Genomic DNA, 15,631 nt, shown 5'->3' with positions numbered 1-15,631 from the left:
CCCGCCCACCGATCCTTTATATTTTACCTCAAGCCCCGCATGAATTCGACGAGCCCCAAGCACTCCCCCAGCGATAATTGCCCAGCGGCCGTGGGCTCCCCAACGCTGCAGTACAGCAACGCGGAGCCAAGCATGGCCAGGGCCGCGCGGGCCGCCTTGCTTCCCAGCACCATTGCAGCCACGCGAGTCCCACCTACCCGGCCCCCGCCGGCCATTAGGAGGAGGCGGGAGAGGAGGGGCACGTCGCCCTCCCCAGCCGCCGCCTTATATATGGGGTAGCCGAGCGACGAGGCTCGAGCGTAATCCCCGCCCAGGACGCGCCAGGAGGCGCGGCGACCCAGCACGTGCCTGGACGCTATGACTCCCCCGGGCCCCAGGGGGTGCCTGGAGAGGAACTCCATCTCCGCGTCAACCATGAAGCCCAGCCCCAGGGCCCTCTCCAGCAACGCCGCCTTCTCCTCCTCAGCCAGGGGGTGGACGCCGCCCTCGCGGGGGTCCCTTATGGTGACCACGGCGGGGAGCCCCCTGCTCTCCATTATGGCCTCCAAATGCCCGCTCCTCAAGTAATCCAGCCTCAACTCCATTAAGTCGCACCCATCCACCGCCTCCACGGGGTGGGAGGGGCTCCTCACCGGCACTGGGCAGACTATTAACGGTGCATCCACACCCCAACACCCAGGGAAGCCAAGTCCCTCCAATAGCTCGGGTTGCTCTTGGCGACGCACTCCGCCCCATCCACGTCGGCCCCCCACGCTGCCCCCAGCATCCCGCCCAGCATGGCTATCCTGTGATCCCCGCCGCACGCCACGAAGCCCCTGCGAGGCGGGGCCGGCCTCACCTCCAGGTAATCCGCGCCGCTCGAGACCACGGCGCCGAACGCGCGGAGGGCCTCGGCCACGGTCACCAACCTATTGCTCTCCTTGAAGGCCAAGTGGCCCAGCCCCGTCAACCTAGCCCCTCCCCCAACCGCGGCCACCCCGGCCAGGACGGGGGCCAGGTCCGGGGCGTCGTCCAGCCTAAGCTCAACGAAGCCGCTGGGCCTCCCCTCGACCACCCACCCAGCCCCAGTGATCCTGCTGCTCACCCCCATGGAGCCCATGTGCTCCACCACCACCGAGTCGCCGCGCCAAGGCGGTGGGGGCGGGAGGCGGGTCACGGTCACGGAGCCGCCCGACGCTGCCGCCGCGCCGCCGTAGAAGGCAGCCAAGGCGTAGTCCCCCGGCACGTCGAGGCGGGAGGGGCGTGGATTACATGGTGGGGACTCTATGAAGTCGCCCTCCACGGTGGGCCTGCACCCGAAGGCCGTCAAGGCGTCCGCCGTCATGTGTATGTAGGGGCGGGAGACGAGGGGGCCGGCCACCTCCACCTCGACGCCCTCCTCGGAGGCCGCGCCGGCAATCATGAGGGAGGAGATGAATTGGCTGGATATGTCCCCCCTAATCCTCACCCTGCCTCCCCTCAACCCACCCCTCACCCTCACGGGCAGGGAGTCGCCCTCTATCTCCGCGCCCAGGGACCTCAATGCATCGATCAACTCCTTCAGGGGGCGCGCCCTCAGCGTGGGGTCCCCATCCAAGACGAGGCCGCCGCGGATCGATGCGAGGGCGAGGCCCATCCTGAGCGTCGAGCCGCTGCCCCCCAGGTCCACCACGGCGCCGCCGCCATGCCTCAACGGGCCCCTCACCACGGCGGAGCCGCCTCTCCGCTCCGCGAACGCCATGGCCCCCACCAACCGCAGCGCTGCCAACGCGTCCCCCGACTCCGGGTAATTGCCTATCACTGACTCGCCCGCCGCCATGGAGGCAATCAAGGCGAACCGAATCGCCCAACTCTTTGACGGCGGGGCCTCCACGGAGCCCGAGGCGCGGGACGGGTGAACGGAGACCCTCACTCAACCCACCTCGTTAACTGGCCTCACCAGCATCGCCGATCCATCGAACTCGCCCAGCCAGTTCAAGTACTCCCTCGGGGAGTCCCTGAACACCGCGGCCAGGGCAGGCCCGTTCCCCGTTATGCCGGCGGCCACCGCGCCCATGGAGAGGGCCGCCCAAGCAATGGGAGCCAGGCCGTAGCCCAGCGCGGCGTCTATCGCCAAGCCATTCATCAACATGGCCGTCCAGTACATCCCACGCATGGCCAGCTCGAACAATGACTCGTGGTAGGCCCTCAACAGCCTGAGCCGATTCACGTCGACCCTCTTTGGGATCCTCGGCACGTATATGACCACGGCCACGCTGGGCGCCTCGTCCCGCCTCACCAACCTCATGCTTAGGTTATCCGTGAAGGTAATGCCCCCCAGGGCCGCGGCGGTCGCGTCGTCCAAGGCGCCCGTTATGGATCGACCCAGCGCCAGCGTCGCCCGCGCCGCCGCCACCGCGGCCTCCAGCCTCCCCCAGCGATTGCCGGCGAGGCGAGACGCCTCCAGCATCAACGCGGTCGCCACGGCGCTGTTGCTCTTCAACCCGCTGCCGGGCGGTATTGAGCTCCTCACCTCCACGCAGAGGGGGCCGAGCCCCAGCGCTTTCCTGGCCTCCTCGGCGAGCGCGAGCACGTACTCATCATCCATGCTCCTCGCCTCGCTCCTGGGGCACTCCCACGCCCTCACGTCGACCGCCAGGTCGACCGCCATGACGGAGCCCACCCCCGCCGGCACCGCGTTAACGATGCTGACCCCCCCGTATGCCCTAGCCACTGCACATCGCCCTGTACCTGGACCACCCCTCCTCTATGGCCCCCGCCTCCCCCGGCTCCAGCCTCACGGGGCTGACCGCGCCGCTCCTAAGCATGTGGTCCGCCACCACCAAGGCCACCATCGACTCCGCCACGGCCACCCCCCTCACCGCGACGGCGGGGTCGTGCCTGCCCAACACGCTGATCTCCGCGGGCTCCCCCGTCCTCAAGTCCACGGTCCTGGATGGTTTTCGTATGGAGCTCGTCGGCTTGAACGCGACCCTAACCACTATGGGCTCCCCAACGCTTATCCCCCCAAGCATTCCCCCGGCCCTATTGGTCTCCAGCCCCGGCCTTCCTCCCCTCATCACTATGTTATCCTTATGCTCGCTGCCCCTAACCCTGGCCGCGGCGAATCCCTGCCCCACCTCGAACCCCATGGCCGCCGGGATGCTCATCAATGCCTTCGCGAGGTCGGCCTTCAACTTATCGAACACGGGCTCCCCGAGGCCGGGGGGCGGGTTCATCACTATGACCTCCGCGACTCCCCCCCAACTATCCCCCTCCTGGAGCGCCTCCTTGATTAGCTCGGCGTACCTCGCCTCCGTGGCTGGGTCCGGCGCCTTGAGGGGGGAGTACTTGGCGCACGCAGCCTCCTCCCAACTCGGCCTGCGGGAGTCCACGGGGCCGAGGGACGCGAGGTACCCCGCCACCATGGTTCCACGGGCCAGCATGAGCTTCTTAGCGATGGCCCCCGCCGCGACCCGCGCCACGGTCTCCCGCGCGCTCGCCCTCCCCCCGCCCCTGTAGTCCCAATTATCCAGGCCGTACTTCAATACGTAGCTCAAATCCGCGTGGCCCGGGCGGGGCTTGTACCTGAACTCCTCGTAGGGAGCTGATTGAACATCCACGTTCCTGACAAGAATAGCCACGGGGGACCCAGTGGTCCTCCCGGAGAACACGCCGCTCAGTATCTCCGGCTCATCGGGTTCCCGCCTGGATGACACGAACCTCCCCCCAGGCCTCCTGAACTGCAGCTCGAACCTCACGTCGTCCTCCGAGAGCGGTAGGCCCGCCGGCACCCCATCCACCACGGCGCCCACTGCCTTCCCGTGCGACTCGCCGAAGGTCGTGACCCTAAGCGCTTTACCGATGGAGTTACCTCCCCCCACCGCCCACCACCGCCCTCCTAATGTCCTCGTCCGCCACGCCGACCAATCCCCGCCCCAGCCACAGCTCCTCTGACTTTATGGCCTGCCTTATCAACACGTCCAGTCCATCCACGACGGGTAGGCCCGCGGCCCTCGCCGCCCTGCTCAGCCTAGTCCCCTCCCTGGCGTACGCCAAGTCAATCACCGCGGGGCCCCCCACGGCCAGGGCGCTGGGGTCCAGGGGATCCTCGTCCACGTACATGCCGAGCGGGGTCGCGTTTATGACTAGATCCACGCGGGCCGCCGCGGACCCCCTCTCAGCGAACCCAATCGCCTCGACGGCAATGCCCAGGGACCGAGCGAGCGCCTCCATCGCCTCCCCCCTCTCCCTGCTCCTATCCGCCACCACGACGGAGGAGCACCTGCCCCTCAACGCGAAGAGGGCCGCCCGCGCGGCGCCGCCCGCGCCGATTATCAACGCGGAGCCGCACTTGATGCCGCGCTCATCGATTAGCTCGGCTATGGCTGGCGCGTCAGTGTTGTGCCCCACCGCCTCCCCGTTCCTCACCGCCACGGCGTTGACGGCCCCTATTAGCTTGGCCTCCTCATCCACCGAGTCCAGGTAATCAATTACGGCGGCCTTGTACGGTATGGTCACGTTAAACCCATTCAGGGCCTCCCTGGCCACCTCCACGGCGTGCATCAACCTCTTGGGGCTGACCTGCAGGGGGACGTAGAACGCCTCCAGCCCCAGCCTTGAGTATATGAAGTTATGAATGGCCGGGGACAAGCTCGAGGACACGGGGTTCCCCATCAACGCGTGGACAAGCACCTAATCACCTCCCTCCTCACCTCATCCACGCCCAGCTCGGCGAGCTCCCATGACCCCACGGACTTGACGAGTGGGATGGATATGAACCCGCCCCTCCTCTTCTTGTCGGCGAACACCAGCTCCGCCGCCGCTGAGGGATTCACCCGCGGCTCACCGCAAAGCCCCAGCGATCGGCACAGGGCCAGGTATCTCTCCAGCGCGGCTGGGTCCGTTACGCCCAGCTTCACCCCCATCTCCAGCTCGCACTTCATGCCCACGGCGACCGCCTCCCCGTGAGTCAACGAGAAGTTGGACGCCCCCTCCACCGCGTGCCCCACAGTGTGCCCGAAGTTAAGCACGACGCGCCTACCCGCCTCCTCCCTCTCGTCCTCCTCCACCACCCTCGCCTTCAGCTCCGCGGACCTAGCCACCACGCGCCACAACGCCTCGCGGGACCGGGAGAGGAGGAGGGGGGCGGAGGACTCCAGGAAGCTGAACAGGCCCGCGTCCAGCGTGATGCCGTACTTAACCACCTCGGCGAGCCCCGACGCGTAGTTCCTGGCATCCAGAGCCTCGGCCAGCGATGGATCGATCAACACGAGGCGGGGCTGGTGGAAGGAGCCTATCACGTTCTTGACCCGCCCGTGATCCACGCCCGTCTTCCCCCCTATCGATGCATCAACCATGGCGAGCAGCGTGGTGGGCACGTTCACGTAATCCACGCCCCTCTTGTATATGGAGGCGGCGAAGCCGGCCGTGTCGAGGAGGGAGCCGCCGCCTATGGCTATCAAGGCATCCCACCTATCCGCGCCCAGCCTCAACAGTTCCTCCACTATGAAGAGCGCCGTCTCCAGCTTCTTGGCGTTCTCCCCGTCATCGACGAGCGTGGCCGAGCCGCGGAAAACCCCGGAGAGGCTCCTCGCCATGAAGGGGAACCGCCTATCCCCAACGCCCAGCCTCCCCGCCGCGTCGACCACGGCATCAACGCTCCTCTCCAAGCGCCCTATCACTATCCTGGAGGAGCCGCACCGCCCCCTCAGGTCGATCTCGATGCCCTGAATACCGCGGTCACCTTCCGCATGAAGTCGAGGAACATGGATGGAGTCAATTGCTGCTCCGAGTCCGACAGGGCGCGGCCCGGGTCCGGGTGCACCTCCACCAGCAGCATGTCCGCGCCGGCGGCCACCCCCGCCAACGCGAGCGGCTCCACGTACTCCCGCCGCCCCGCGGGGTGGCTTGGATCGACGCAGACGGGCAGGTGGGAGAGCCTCTTGACGGCCGCCACGGCACCCACGTCAAGCGTGAAGCGAAGCGTGTGGTCGAAGGTGCGTATCCCCCTCTCGCAAAGTATGACGTTCTCGTTCCCCCCCAGCAGCACGTAGTCAGCCGCGGACAGCCACTCCTCCACCGTCTCCCCGAAGCCCCTCTTCAGTATGACGGGCTTATCCGTCTCCCCCAACGCCCTCAACAACTCGAAGTTCTGGGCGTTCCTGGCCCCCACCTGAAACGCGTCCACGTACTTGTAAGCCGCCTCCACCTGCCTCGGATCCGTCACCTCGCTCACGACGGGGAGCCCAAGCTCGCCTCCCACCTTCCTAAGCAGCTCCAGCCCCCTCTCCCCCAGTCCCTGGAAGGAGTAGGGACTGGTCCTCGGCTTGAATGCGCCGCCCCTCAACAGCTTCGCGCCGGCAGCCTTAACGGCGGCAGCCGCCGCCCTCAACTGATCCTCCCCCTCCACGGCGCACGGCCCCGCCGCCACGACAAGATCGCCGCCCCCCACCTCCACTCCCCCCACCCTCACCACGCTGGACCTGCGCCACTTGGAGCTGCTCAACTGGTAGTGGCCGCCGGGGATAACCACGTCCCCGCTCCCCAGCCCCAGCGACGATGGATCCACGTCGGGCCAGGCCACCACCAAGTCAACGCCGTAGAGCCTCAACCTCTTGTGCTGAACCCCCAGCTCCTCCAGCCGACTCATTAAGGGCTCGGGATTCCTGGGAATTATTATCAAGACGCACCACCCAGCTCCTCGGCCGCCTCCTTCATCGCCTCCACCCCCAACCTCCTCGCGATCGCCGCGTAGCGATTTGTGGACTGTATCTCCCTCACCACCTCCGGTTGACGCATGATTCTCTCCGCTACGGCCAGGGTTGATTTAAGGCTGTGGGTCACGAAGCGGGTGTAATCAACGCCCAACTCCCTGGACGCCCTCTCCAGCGCACGCATTAGCGCCGCCAGGTATAGGTGGTGAATGACTTGGGCCACGGCCATGGCCCTATCGTGGTAATCGGCGTCGCTCGTGACCACCCTGAACCCCAATCCCTCCCACAGCCTCACCACCCTGCCCAACGCGTCGCCGCTGGTGGCGGAGGGCACCACCACCATCACCTCCTCCCACGGGTCGACCGCGCCCGAGAAGAGGGGGTGGAGGCTCACGTAATTGAAGCCCACGGATTGGGAGAGGGACTCCAACTCCTTGAAGGCGCTGCCCTTAGCGGAGAACACGTCGCTGACCACCTTGCCGGAGGCGCAGCGAAGGGACTCGCGGAACGCCGCGCTGCCCAGCACTGAGGGGCGAGTCGCTATTATTATGTACTCGCTGGAAGAGAACGCGTCGCACGGCTTCAGCCCGGGCTCCCCGAAGAAGTCAGTCGACACTGCGCTGCTGCCCAGCACTGAGAGGAGGGCGGCGGCCATCCTGCCGCTCCCCACGACCGCTATGGACTCCCTCGGCGGCCTCAGCTGTGACCTAATGGATTCCCTCAACACCAGGGACAGCAATCCCTCCGCCAAGGAGGCTGGAACGCCGAGGCGGGCGGCTGACTCCAGCCACTTGCCCCTCACAACCGCCTCCCTAGCCTCGTCGCGGAGAGGGGCCTCCCCCCGGGCCTTTGCCTCCCCTATTCTCCTGGCCACCTCCATCCGCTTGGAGAGCAGCAGGAGCAGCTGCTCGTCGAGCCTATCTATCTCGGTCCTCAACTCGTCAAGCACTTGCATCACCTCGCCCTCAGCAACTCCATGGCCTCGCTCATTATAGTCCTGTAATTGATCCCGGAGTGCATCAGCAGGTCCCTCACCGCCCTCGCGGATCGACCGAAGGAGCGGGCTCCTATCATCCTCACCGGAACGGAGTACTTGGCGGAGAGCAGCTCGGACACGCTTGATCCCAGCCCGCCGGCCACCATGTGCTCCTCAACCGTTATTATGGCCCCGGTCCTCTTGGCGTACTTCAGCACCAAGTCCTCATCCATGGGCTTCACGCTGGCCATGTCTATCACGGAGACGGAGACCCCCCTCTTTCCAAGCTCCTTCGCAGCCATGACCGCGTCCCACAACACGGGGCCCGCGCCTATCACGGCAACGTCGCTGCCGTCCTGAAGCACCACGCCGCGGCCCAGCTTGAACTCGTACTCCAAGTCATCGGTTATGGAGGGGGAGTAATCCCGCCCCACCCTGTAGTACAGCGGCCCCTCGTGCCTCAACGCCTCGGGCAGGCTGCGCTTCACCTCGGCCGCGTCGGCTGGAACCACCACGGAGAAGTTGGGGAGGACCCTCATCAATGCAATGTCCTCCAGCGATTGGTGTGAGGAGCCGTCGGATATGTCGGAGAAGCCAGCGTGGGTGCCCACCAGCTTCACGTTCAGGTTCATCCTGGCCACGGTATTCCTGGCCTGCTCCCAAGCCCTCATCAAAAACATGGCGAACGCCACGGCCACGGGCCTCAGCCCCGCGGCGGCCAGCCCGGCGGCCGCGCTCACCAGCTCCTGCTCGGATATGCCGACGTCTATGTACCTGCCGCTCCTCCTCGCCATCGACGCCCTGGTGGGTCCCCCCACGTCGGCGGTCAGCACCACCAGGTCCTCCATCTCGTCCACGGCGGCCGCCAACGCCTCGCCCAGGGAGTCCCTCATGGAGGAGAGCGGGCGGGGAGGCGGGTCCAGCCTCTGCAGGTGGGTGTTCTCTATTGATGGCGCTCCGCGGCCGTGGATCGTGCGGGCTATCAATGCCTTGGGCCTCCCCCTCACATTGATCAACCTGATCACCTCGCTCACCAATTGATCCACGTCGTGGCCGTCGACGTACGATACCTCCATTCCGAGGGCCTCCATCGCCTTGAAGACGCGCTCCTTCACTGGCCTCACTGCCCCGTCCAGCTGGAAGCCGTTGGCGTCCACCACCATTAACAAGTTATCCAAGCCCCTGTTGACGGCGTCCATGAACGCCTCCCACACCTGCCCCTCGTCCAGCTCCCCATCGCCGAGCACGACGAAGACGTTGCCCTCCCTGCCTCTCAGCTTCAGGGCGGTTGCCAGCCCCACGGCGAAGCCCAGGCCCTGGCCCAGGCTGCCCGTGCTGGCGTCCACCCCCGGCAGGATGACCTCGGGGTGGCCCTGGAGCCTGCTGTGTATGTCCTGTATGGTGGGAAGCTCGCCCCGCTCGATCATTCCCAGCTCCGCCAGCACGGCGTATAGGGCGGGCGCGGCGTGGCCCTTGGAGAGGATGACCCAATCCCCCCCGTTGACCACCTTCCCGATGTAGTAGAGGGCCGCTATTATTTCGACGCTGCTGAGGGAGGAGCCGAGGTGGATGGAGTCGTGCCGGCTCATCTCCATCAACAGCTCGCGGGATTCTTGGGAGATCTTTTTGATGTCCCCCGATATTATAGATATTCCAGTTGCATCTCGACCCTTCTCTATATCATATTTATAAGCATTGCCCCGAGCCGCATCACCCATGAATCCTCACCCCCAACTCCCCCGCCAGGGATGGATTCCTCATCAACGCCGTCCCCACCAGCACCGCGTTGGCGCCGGCCGAGGCAAGCCTCTCGGCGTCCCCCCTGCCCGACACTCCGCTCTCCGCGATTATCAAGTCTGCCCGCCCCCTCACTTGCCTGATGGCATCGACGACGCCGTCCAGCGACACGGATAAGTCATCCAAGTTCCTGGAGTTGATGCCAAGCAATGCATTGGGGAACTCGTCCACCGCCGCCAAGGCATCGGCCGCATTATCGACCTCGAGCAGCACTTGGAGGCCCTTCTTCCCGGCGTAATCCACCAAGTCGCCCCGCTCCGCAGGGCCCAGGGCCTTGTATATTATCAAGACGGCCGACGCCCCCAGCTCCCCCGCGGCGTCCACCTGTCTCCTGTCCACCACGAAGTCCTTGAACAGGACGGGGCGGCCTGTGGCGGCGGCGATCTTGACGAACAGGTAATTCCCCGCGAAGAAGATGGGCTCCGTCAACACGCTGAACCCAACCACCCTGTCCCGGAGGGAGTTGAAGTAACTCCATGGATCCACGCCGAGATTCACCGCGCCAGTGGGGCTCATCCTCTTGTACTCCGCTATGACGCCGAGCCTCCCATCGGAGTTGGCCCTAATTATCTCCCCCCTCAAGTCCCCCGCGCAGGCCTTGGAGGACTCCGCCTCGACCCTCATCCTCGTCAACCTCACTATGTCTTCCAGGAACCCCATGCCCTACACCCCGTTCAAGAAATTGGATAAAATCCTCATCCCCACCCGAGTCCCCACGCTCTCCGGGTGGAACTGCACGCCGAATATTGGGTGCTCAACGTGGTGAATGCCCATCACCTCGTTATCATCCATGGAAACGGCGTCCACCACCAAATCCTCGGGCACGTCATCTATCGCCAAGCTGTGGTACCTCATGGCCTTGAACTCCCCGGGCAGCCCCAAGTAGAGCGGCGAGTCCATTCTCCTGATCAGGCTGGCCTTGCCGTGCCTAACCGTCCTCGCGCGCCTAATCCTGGCCCCAAACACCACCCCAATCAATTGATGGCCGAGGCAGATGCCGAGCACAGGTATGCGGCCGCCGAAGCGGAGCACGGCCTCCCGCGACACGCCCACGTCCCTCTCGTTGAGGGGGGAGCCGGGGCCTGGGGATATTATCAATCTATCCGGCCTCATCCTCTCCAGCGCCTTGACGGATACCTCGTCGTTCCTAACCACCACGGGGCGGCTTCCCAGCTCCCCCACGTACTGAGCCACGTTGTATACGAACGAGTCGTAATTATCTATTATTATTGTTAGGTCCACGACTTCATCACCCTCCTCAAGCTTCCCAACTTGTGCTCCGTCTCCTCATACTCCAGGCGAGGCACTGAATCGAACACCACCCCCGCGCCCGCCTGCAGCCGCGCGACGCCGCCCGAGGCGAAGAGGCTCCTTATGGTTATTGCGAACTCACCCCCATTCCCATGGAGGAAGCCCACCGCCCCGGCATACGGCCCGCGGGGCTCTCCCTCGTACTTGGCTATCAACTCCATGGCGCGCGGCTTAGGCGCGCCGCTGACGGTGCCGGCGGGGAAGGTGGCGAACAAGGCATCAACGACGTCGCTCCCCCTCTCCAGCACGCCCTCCACCGTCGACACTATGTGCTGAACGCTCTCGTACTTCTCCACCGAGTACATCTCCCTAACCCTCACCGTGCCGAACCTGCACACCCTACCCAAGTCATTGCGGGCCAGGTCGACCAGCATTGTGTGCTCCGCCAGCTCCTTCTCGCTGCTCAACAAGTCCTCCTCCAGCCTCAAGTCCTCCCTTGGATCCAAGCCCCTGGGCCTGGTGCCCGCTATGGGCTTGGTAACTGCCCTGCCGCCGTCCACCTCTATCAGCATCTCGGGGCTGGAGCCCAGTAGGACGCGGGGCCCCATCCTCAAGTAGAACATGTATGGGGAGGGGTTAAGGTCCGCGAGCGCGCTGTAGAGGGGGAATAGGTTGCCGCTGAAGCCGTACTCCTCGAACCTGGACAGCACTATCTGGAACGCCTCGCCGCTCCTTATGTCCTCTATCGCCTCGCCGACCCACCTCTCATAATCCTCCCTCCTGGTTCCCCTAACCATCTCGCCCAGCCTCAGCGAGTGATCCCCGTGGCCCAGGTCCTCCAGCTTCGCGTTTACGTAGGCCCTCCTCAGCGCGTTGTCGTACACCACCACGTTGCTGGGCACCACGAACTCGCCGAGGGGCCACCCGGGGAGGGGCTTCATGAAGCTCCGCGCGTAGTCCTCCATTAAAAGCACGGCCTCGTAGGATAGGTAGCCTATGGCGATCCTCCCATCCTCCAACCCCCCCAACCTCCTAACCATTCGCTTCAAGTCATCGTATAGGGAATCCGTCGCCTCCAATCTATCATCCATCCCCCAAGCCACCACGGAGAACCTGGACTTCTCCCCGCTTCCCTCCAACAGCATCACGGGATCCTCCCCAGCATCCACGAGCTTGTCCGCCAACTCCCTGGGGGGCGGGAGCTCGTTGAGGGGCACCTTCATCCCTTCACCACCCTCAACACCTCATCTATCTTGCCTGGATCCTTCACGCCGGGGCTGGACTCGACTCCAGAGCTAATGTCGATCAGGAACGGGCCGCGCGACGCCACGGCACCCACGTTGCCAGGCCCTATGCCGCCCGCCACCCCAGCCCTCAAGCCCCTCAACTCATCCACCAAGGAGAGGGGGAACTTGAGGCCCAGCTCGTACGTGGAGAAGCCGCGCTTCGGCGCGTCTATCAGGACGTACTCCAGGAGACTCCCGAAGAGCTTCAACAGCCTAGCCGCCCTGACCGCTGCATCGCTGGATACGTAAACCACGGGCGCCAACTTCACCCCGGGAACCGCGGCGGCCACGCGATTAATGGCCTCCTCGCCGGCCAGGGCGGGGTGTTGAAGCACGGCTCCCAGCTCGCTTGCCATGCGAGCGGCGGCTAGGAGATCCATCCCAGCGAACACGGCCACGGGCTTGGATCTCGAGAGCGAGGCGGCTATTGCTCGGGCGGTGGCTGGATCCACGCTCCTCGCCCCGGCGGAGGGATCCGGTATGAAGCCCACGTAATCCGCCTTGCCGTCAAGGTACTCGGCGTCCTCCCTCCTAGTGACCCCGCATATCTTAAGCAGCATTCCTGCTCGCCTCCGCCGCCCTCGCTATGAAGTCGACCACCCCGCCTCCCTCTATTGCCTGAATTGCCTGCTCCACGCCGTCCCTCACGTCCCGCGCCCGACCGCCCACGATTAGGGCTAGGGCGGTGTTCAAGGCTATGAAGTCCCTCACAGCCTCGTTCCTATTGGTTAATCCATCCATGACCTTCCTAACGCTATCGCTCGGGCCGGCGGCGAGCAGCTCCTCCAGCCTCCTCGTCGGCAGGCCAGCGTCGCTTGGGCTTATCTCGTACCTCTCCACGCTGCCTCCCCTCACCTCCACTATGGTCGTCCTGCCCACCACGGACGCCTCATCCATGCCCGGCTCGCCGTGGACCAGTAGGAGGCGATCGTATCCGAGCAGCACTGCGGCGCCTGCTATCTCATCCAGCAGGCCGGGGGACGCCACGCCCATCACTTGCCGCCTCACCATTCCGGGATTGGAGAGGGGACCCACCAAGTTGAATATCGTCCTGACCCCCAGCTTCTTCCGTATGGGCGCGACCGCCTTCATGGCTGGATGAAAGAGCTGGGCGAAGGCGAACCCGAAGTTGATCTTGTTCACCATGTCCGCCACGGCCCCCGGCGATAGGCTTATCTTGAATCCAAGCCCCTCAAGGAAGTCCGCGCTGCCCGAGGAGGATGAGACGCTTCTGTTGCCGTGCTTCAACACCTTAACCCCCATGTAGGCGGCCAGTAGGGCGGAGGCTGTGGATACGTTGACGGTGCCCATGCCATCCCCGCCCGTGCCCGCAGTGTCTATGGCGTCCACGTCGAGGGGCACCTTGACGCACATGTGCCTCAAGGCCTTCGAGAACCCCGCTATCTCCTCCGACTTCTCCCCCCTCACCCTCATGCCCATGAGCAGGGCGGCCGTCTCCGCCTCCCCTGGGTTGACCAGCATCTCCATTGCCGCCTCGAATGCCTCGTCCTGGTTGAGCGGGCGGCCGTCCGCTATCTTCTCGAGCAGCTTCATGGCATCAACACCCTCTCATACGCATCGGCGTCCAACAGTCCGTGGCCCGATAAATTGAACAATATGGTGCCGCCGTTCATGCGCTTGGCCTCGTCTATGACTGCCCGTATGGCGTGAGCTGACTCCGGCGCCGGCAGTATGGCCTCGGACTTGGCGAATAGGCGAGCCGCCTCCATTACCTCCCCCTGGCCGTAGGACCTGGTCTCCACGTATCCATCCTTGACCAGCAGCGAGAGGCTGGGGGCCGCGCCGTGGTACCTAAGCCCGGCGGCGTGTATGGGCGGCGGGACGTAGTCGTGCCCCAACGTGTACATGCGTATCATGGGAAGAGTGCCGGCGGTGTCTGGGTAATCATACATGTACGAGCCGCGGGTCAGCTTGGGGGCGGCGTTCGACTCCACGGCCAGGAACCTGGTTCTCTCAAACCCCTTGCCCATCAGCTTGGCCCCTATGAATGGAAAAGAAAGCCCGCTGAAGTTGCTTCCCCCGCCCACGCATCCCACTACTAAGTCGGGCTCCTCCGGCATCTGCTGCATGGCTTCCTGCCCTATCACCGTCTGATGCAGCAACACGAACTCCAACACGCTGCCGGGTATGTACTTCCTGCCCTCGCCGCCGACAGCGTACTCTATGGCCTCCGATATGGCCACCCCGAGGCTGCCGGGGTGGTTCGGGTCCTTGGCCAGGGTCTTCTTGCCGAACTCAGTCAAATCGCTCGGGCTTGGGCTCACGTCGGCCCCGAACACCCTCATGAAGAGCACCCTCTGCTTCTTGTTCATGTACGAGTTCTTGGTCATGAACACCTTGGCGTTTATTCCGATCAGGGCAGAGGCTATGGCGACGGCCAAGCCCCACTGACCCGCCCCTGTCTCCGTGACAACCTCCCTAGCCCCGTCCATCGACGCGTAGTATACCTGGGCCACGGCCGTGTTCAATTTATGGCTGCCGCCCGGCAAGGCGCCCTCGAACTTATAGTATATCTTAGCCTTAGTCCCAATAGCCCTCTCCAGCCCGCGCGCCCTGCGGAGCGGCGTGGGCCTTCCTATCCTCTCGTATAGTTCCTGCACCTTCTCCGGTATGGGGACGTATCTCTCCGCCGTGAATTCCTGGTCTATCAAGTCGCTGGGCAGTATCCTGGTCAGCAGCGCTATCCTAGAGTCGCCCTCGTAGGGATCCATGGGGGGCGGCAATGGCCGCGGAAGGTCCGCCGATATGTTGTACCAACTGGTTATCATAGTCCCTCCCTCAACCCCCTCAGGAACTCCATCGCGTCGTCCAGATTTCCCATTCTCTCTATGAATGCTGTTCCCACCACAACTCCGTTGGCTCCCGCCTCTATCAGCGCCCTAACCATGCCGGCATCCCTCACCGCGAAGCCCGTGACCAGGTATGTGTCACCCACCAACTTCCTCACTATCGACACGTTCCTCTCTATGTAGACGGGCAGCTTCGTCCCCGTGGACGCATACAGCCCCAGATATATGAAGAGGGGCTCCAGGGACGCCACCCTCTCAATTATCTTGTGGGGGGTCTTGCTGGAAACGAAGAAGGCCGTGTCCAATCCATGGCTGCGCATAGCCTTTACATAATCATCCAGCCTATCGAAGTGATCGAACAATAGGTCCGGGAACAGTATTGCAGATGCGCCGACCTGGGCGGCTATCTCGGCAACCGCGTCCAGGGAGTTCACGTAATCATCTATGTATCCCATCAAGATGGATTTCTCGTAGTTGGCGACCTTAACGGCCTCAAGCCCCTTCAACTGCGACTTGAAGTGAGTCATTCTTATTATCGGGCCGTCATATTTTGGGTTATTGGTGGGTATTCCGATCTCGTAGAAGTCCACGATGCCCCGCGTCCTATTGAGGACGTTCTTGAACGTCGTTGAGTCGGGGTACGTGGCGGTTATATATAGGCCCAACGAGGGCCTACTTATCTCCATTGGAGTTTCGTCGTCACCATCATACCCTCCCAGCCACGGCTCAGTTTTAAGCTTTATGCAGAAGATCGCGGATTCAAATCAGCGGGCGCGGCCAACATAATATAATATATAGTTATAAAACCCTCGCCGCCTCTCGGCATCGTGGGCGAAG

General features: G+C 64.1%; 16 protein-coding genes and 1 pseudogene. All 17 read right to left on the bottom strand.

Features of this window, described 5'->3' with window-relative positions:
* Nucleotides 1-23 precede the first annotated feature (23 nt).
* The 17 genes and pseudogenes from ACZ5ZS_RS07550 to trpA all read right to left on the bottom strand — a co-directional run bounded on the left by ACZ5ZS_RS07550 (nucleotide 24) and on the right by trpA (nucleotide 15,480).
* Entirely contained in the window at nucleotides 24-665 is a 642-nt protein-coding gene (locus ACZ5ZS_RS07550) for a type I 3-dehydroquinate dehydratase (protein WP_188595477.1), read from the bottom strand.
* The gene (gene aroA, locus ACZ5ZS_RS07545) at nucleotides 650-1,891 is read right to left on the bottom strand and encodes a 3-phosphoshikimate 1-carboxyvinyltransferase (protein WP_188595476.1); all 1,242 of its coding nucleotides are present in this window, start codon (nucleotides 1,889-1,891) and stop codon (nucleotides 650-652) included. The genes ACZ5ZS_RS07550 and aroA overlap by 16 nt, the downstream gene beginning before the upstream one ends.
* Nucleotides 1,892-2,692, bottom strand: coding sequence for a shikimate kinase (locus ACZ5ZS_RS07540; RefSeq protein WP_188595475.1), 801 nt, complete (start codon nucleotides 2,690-2,692; stop codon nucleotides 1,892-1,894).
* Nucleotides 2,685-3,842 (bottom strand): chorismate synthase, encoded by a 1,158-nt coding sequence (gene aroC, locus ACZ5ZS_RS07535; RefSeq protein ID WP_188595474.1) that lies wholly within the window; start codon nucleotides 3,840-3,842, stop codon nucleotides 2,685-2,687. Before aroC ends, ACZ5ZS_RS07540 begins: the two co-directional genes overlap by 8 nt.
* Nucleotides 3,829-4,653 carry a shikimate dehydrogenase gene (gene aroE / locus ACZ5ZS_RS07530; RefSeq protein ID WP_188595473.1) on the bottom strand — a complete coding sequence of 275 codons (825 nt, stop codon included), beginning with the start codon at nucleotides 4,651-4,653 and terminating at the stop codon, nucleotides 3,829-3,831. Before aroE ends, aroC begins: the two co-directional genes overlap by 14 nt.
* A complete protein-coding gene (aroB, locus tag ACZ5ZS_RS07525) occupies nucleotides 4,635-5,630 on the bottom strand; it encodes a 3-dehydroquinate synthase (protein WP_188595472.1) in 996 nt (331 codons plus the stop codon). The genes aroE and aroB overlap by 19 nt, the downstream gene beginning before the upstream one ends.
* Nucleotides 5,631-5,668: 38 nt before the next feature.
* A complete protein-coding gene (gene aroF, locus ACZ5ZS_RS07520; protein ID WP_188595471.1) occupies nucleotides 5,669-6,610 on the bottom strand; it encodes a 3-deoxy-7-phosphoheptulonate synthase in 942 nt (313 codons plus the stop codon).
* A gap of 29 nt (nucleotides 6,611-6,639) precedes the next feature.
* Nucleotides 6,640-7,623, bottom strand: coding sequence for a chorismate mutase (locus ACZ5ZS_RS07515; RefSeq protein WP_188595470.1), 984 nt, complete (start codon nucleotides 7,621-7,623; stop codon nucleotides 6,640-6,642).
* Nucleotides 7,624-7,628: 5 nt separating this feature from the next.
* Nucleotides 7,629-8,543 carry a transketolase family protein gene (locus tag ACZ5ZS_RS07510; RefSeq protein WP_342766255.1) on the bottom strand — a complete coding sequence of 305 codons (915 nt, stop codon included), beginning with the start codon at nucleotides 8,541-8,543 and terminating at the stop codon, nucleotides 7,629-7,631.
* A gap of 99 nt (nucleotides 8,544-8,642) precedes the next feature.
* Nucleotides 8,643-9,239: pseudogene (locus tag ACZ5ZS_RS07505) on the bottom strand (1-deoxy-D-xylulose-5-phosphate synthase N-terminal domain-containing protein); the annotation flags it as partial.
* Between the two features lie 121 nt (nucleotides 9,240-9,360).
* On the bottom strand, nucleotides 9,361-10,107 hold the full coding sequence (locus ACZ5ZS_RS07500) for an indole-3-glycerol-phosphate synthase (RefSeq protein WP_188595468.1): 747 nt from the start codon (nucleotides 10,105-10,107) through the stop codon (nucleotides 9,361-9,363).
* Nucleotides 10,108-10,110: 3 nt separating this feature from the next.
* Nucleotides 10,111-10,689: an anthranilate synthase component II gene (locus ACZ5ZS_RS07495; RefSeq protein WP_188595467.1), complete on the bottom strand. Its 579-nt coding sequence runs from the start codon at nucleotides 10,687-10,689 to the stop codon at nucleotides 10,111-10,113.
* Entirely contained in the window at nucleotides 10,680-11,921 is a 1,242-nt protein-coding gene (locus ACZ5ZS_RS07490; protein ID WP_188595466.1) for an anthranilate synthase component I family protein, read from the bottom strand. Before ACZ5ZS_RS07490 ends, ACZ5ZS_RS07495 begins: the two co-directional genes overlap by 10 nt.
* Nucleotides 11,918-12,544, bottom strand: coding sequence for a phosphoribosylanthranilate isomerase (locus tag ACZ5ZS_RS07485; RefSeq protein WP_188595465.1), 627 nt, complete (start codon nucleotides 12,542-12,544; stop codon nucleotides 11,918-11,920). The genes ACZ5ZS_RS07490 and ACZ5ZS_RS07485 overlap by 4 nt, the downstream gene beginning before the upstream one ends.
* Nucleotides 12,534-13,538: an anthranilate phosphoribosyltransferase gene (trpD, locus tag ACZ5ZS_RS07480; RefSeq protein WP_188595464.1), complete on the bottom strand. Its 1,005-nt coding sequence runs from the start codon at nucleotides 13,536-13,538 to the stop codon at nucleotides 12,534-12,536. Before trpD ends, ACZ5ZS_RS07485 begins: the two co-directional genes overlap by 11 nt.
* Nucleotides 13,535-14,773: a TrpB-like pyridoxal phosphate-dependent enzyme gene (locus tag ACZ5ZS_RS07475; RefSeq protein WP_188595463.1), complete on the bottom strand. Its 1,239-nt coding sequence runs from the start codon at nucleotides 14,771-14,773 to the stop codon at nucleotides 13,535-13,537. Before ACZ5ZS_RS07475 ends, trpD begins: the two co-directional genes overlap by 4 nt.
* Nucleotides 14,770-15,480 carry a tryptophan synthase subunit alpha gene (gene trpA / locus ACZ5ZS_RS07470; protein ID WP_188595462.1) on the bottom strand — a complete coding sequence of 237 codons (711 nt, stop codon included), beginning with the start codon at nucleotides 15,478-15,480 and terminating at the stop codon, nucleotides 14,770-14,772. Before trpA ends, ACZ5ZS_RS07475 begins: the two co-directional genes overlap by 4 nt.
* Nucleotides 15,481-15,631: the final 151 nt, after the last annotated feature.

It is taken from the genome of Thermocladium modestius (assembly GCF_055398215.1).
The sequence above is the reverse complement of the archived record's forward strand: the minus strand, read 5'-3'. Positions and strand labels throughout refer to the sequence as shown.

What these genes read in the sequence shown, in the direction of transcription:
- ACZ5ZS_RS07510 (WP_342766255.1), bottom strand. Translation starts at nt 8,543, where the DNA reads ATGAGGGACTCCCTGGGCGAGGCGTTGGCGGCCGCCGTGGACGAGATG.
- trpA (WP_188595462.1), bottom strand. Translation starts at nt 15,480, where the DNA reads ATGGAGATAAGTAGGCCCTCGTTGGGCCTATATATAACCGCCACGTAC.
- ACZ5ZS_RS07485 (WP_188595465.1), bottom strand. Translation starts at nt 12,544, where the DNA reads ATGCTGCTTAAGATATGCGGGGTCACTAGGAGGGAGGACGCCGAGTAC.
- trpD (WP_188595464.1), bottom strand. Translation starts at nt 13,538, where the DNA reads ATGAAGCTGCTCGAGAAGATAGCGGACGGCCGCCCGCTCAACCAGGAC.
- ACZ5ZS_RS07490 (WP_188595466.1), bottom strand. Translation starts at nt 11,921, where the DNA reads ATGAAGGTGCCCCTCAACGAGCTCCCGCCCCCCAGGGAGTTGGCGGAC.
- ACZ5ZS_RS07475 (WP_188595463.1), bottom strand. Translation starts at nt 14,773, where the DNA reads ATGATAACCAGTTGGTACAACATATCGGCGGACCTTCCGCGGCCATTG.
- ACZ5ZS_RS07500 (WP_188595468.1), bottom strand. Translation starts at nt 10,107, where the DNA reads ATGGGGTTCCTGGAAGACATAGTGAGGTTGACGAGGATGAGGGTCGAG.
- aroF (WP_188595471.1), bottom strand. Translation starts at nt 6,610, where the DNA reads ATGAGTCGGCTGGAGGAGCTGGGGGTTCAGCACAAGAGGTTGAGGCTC.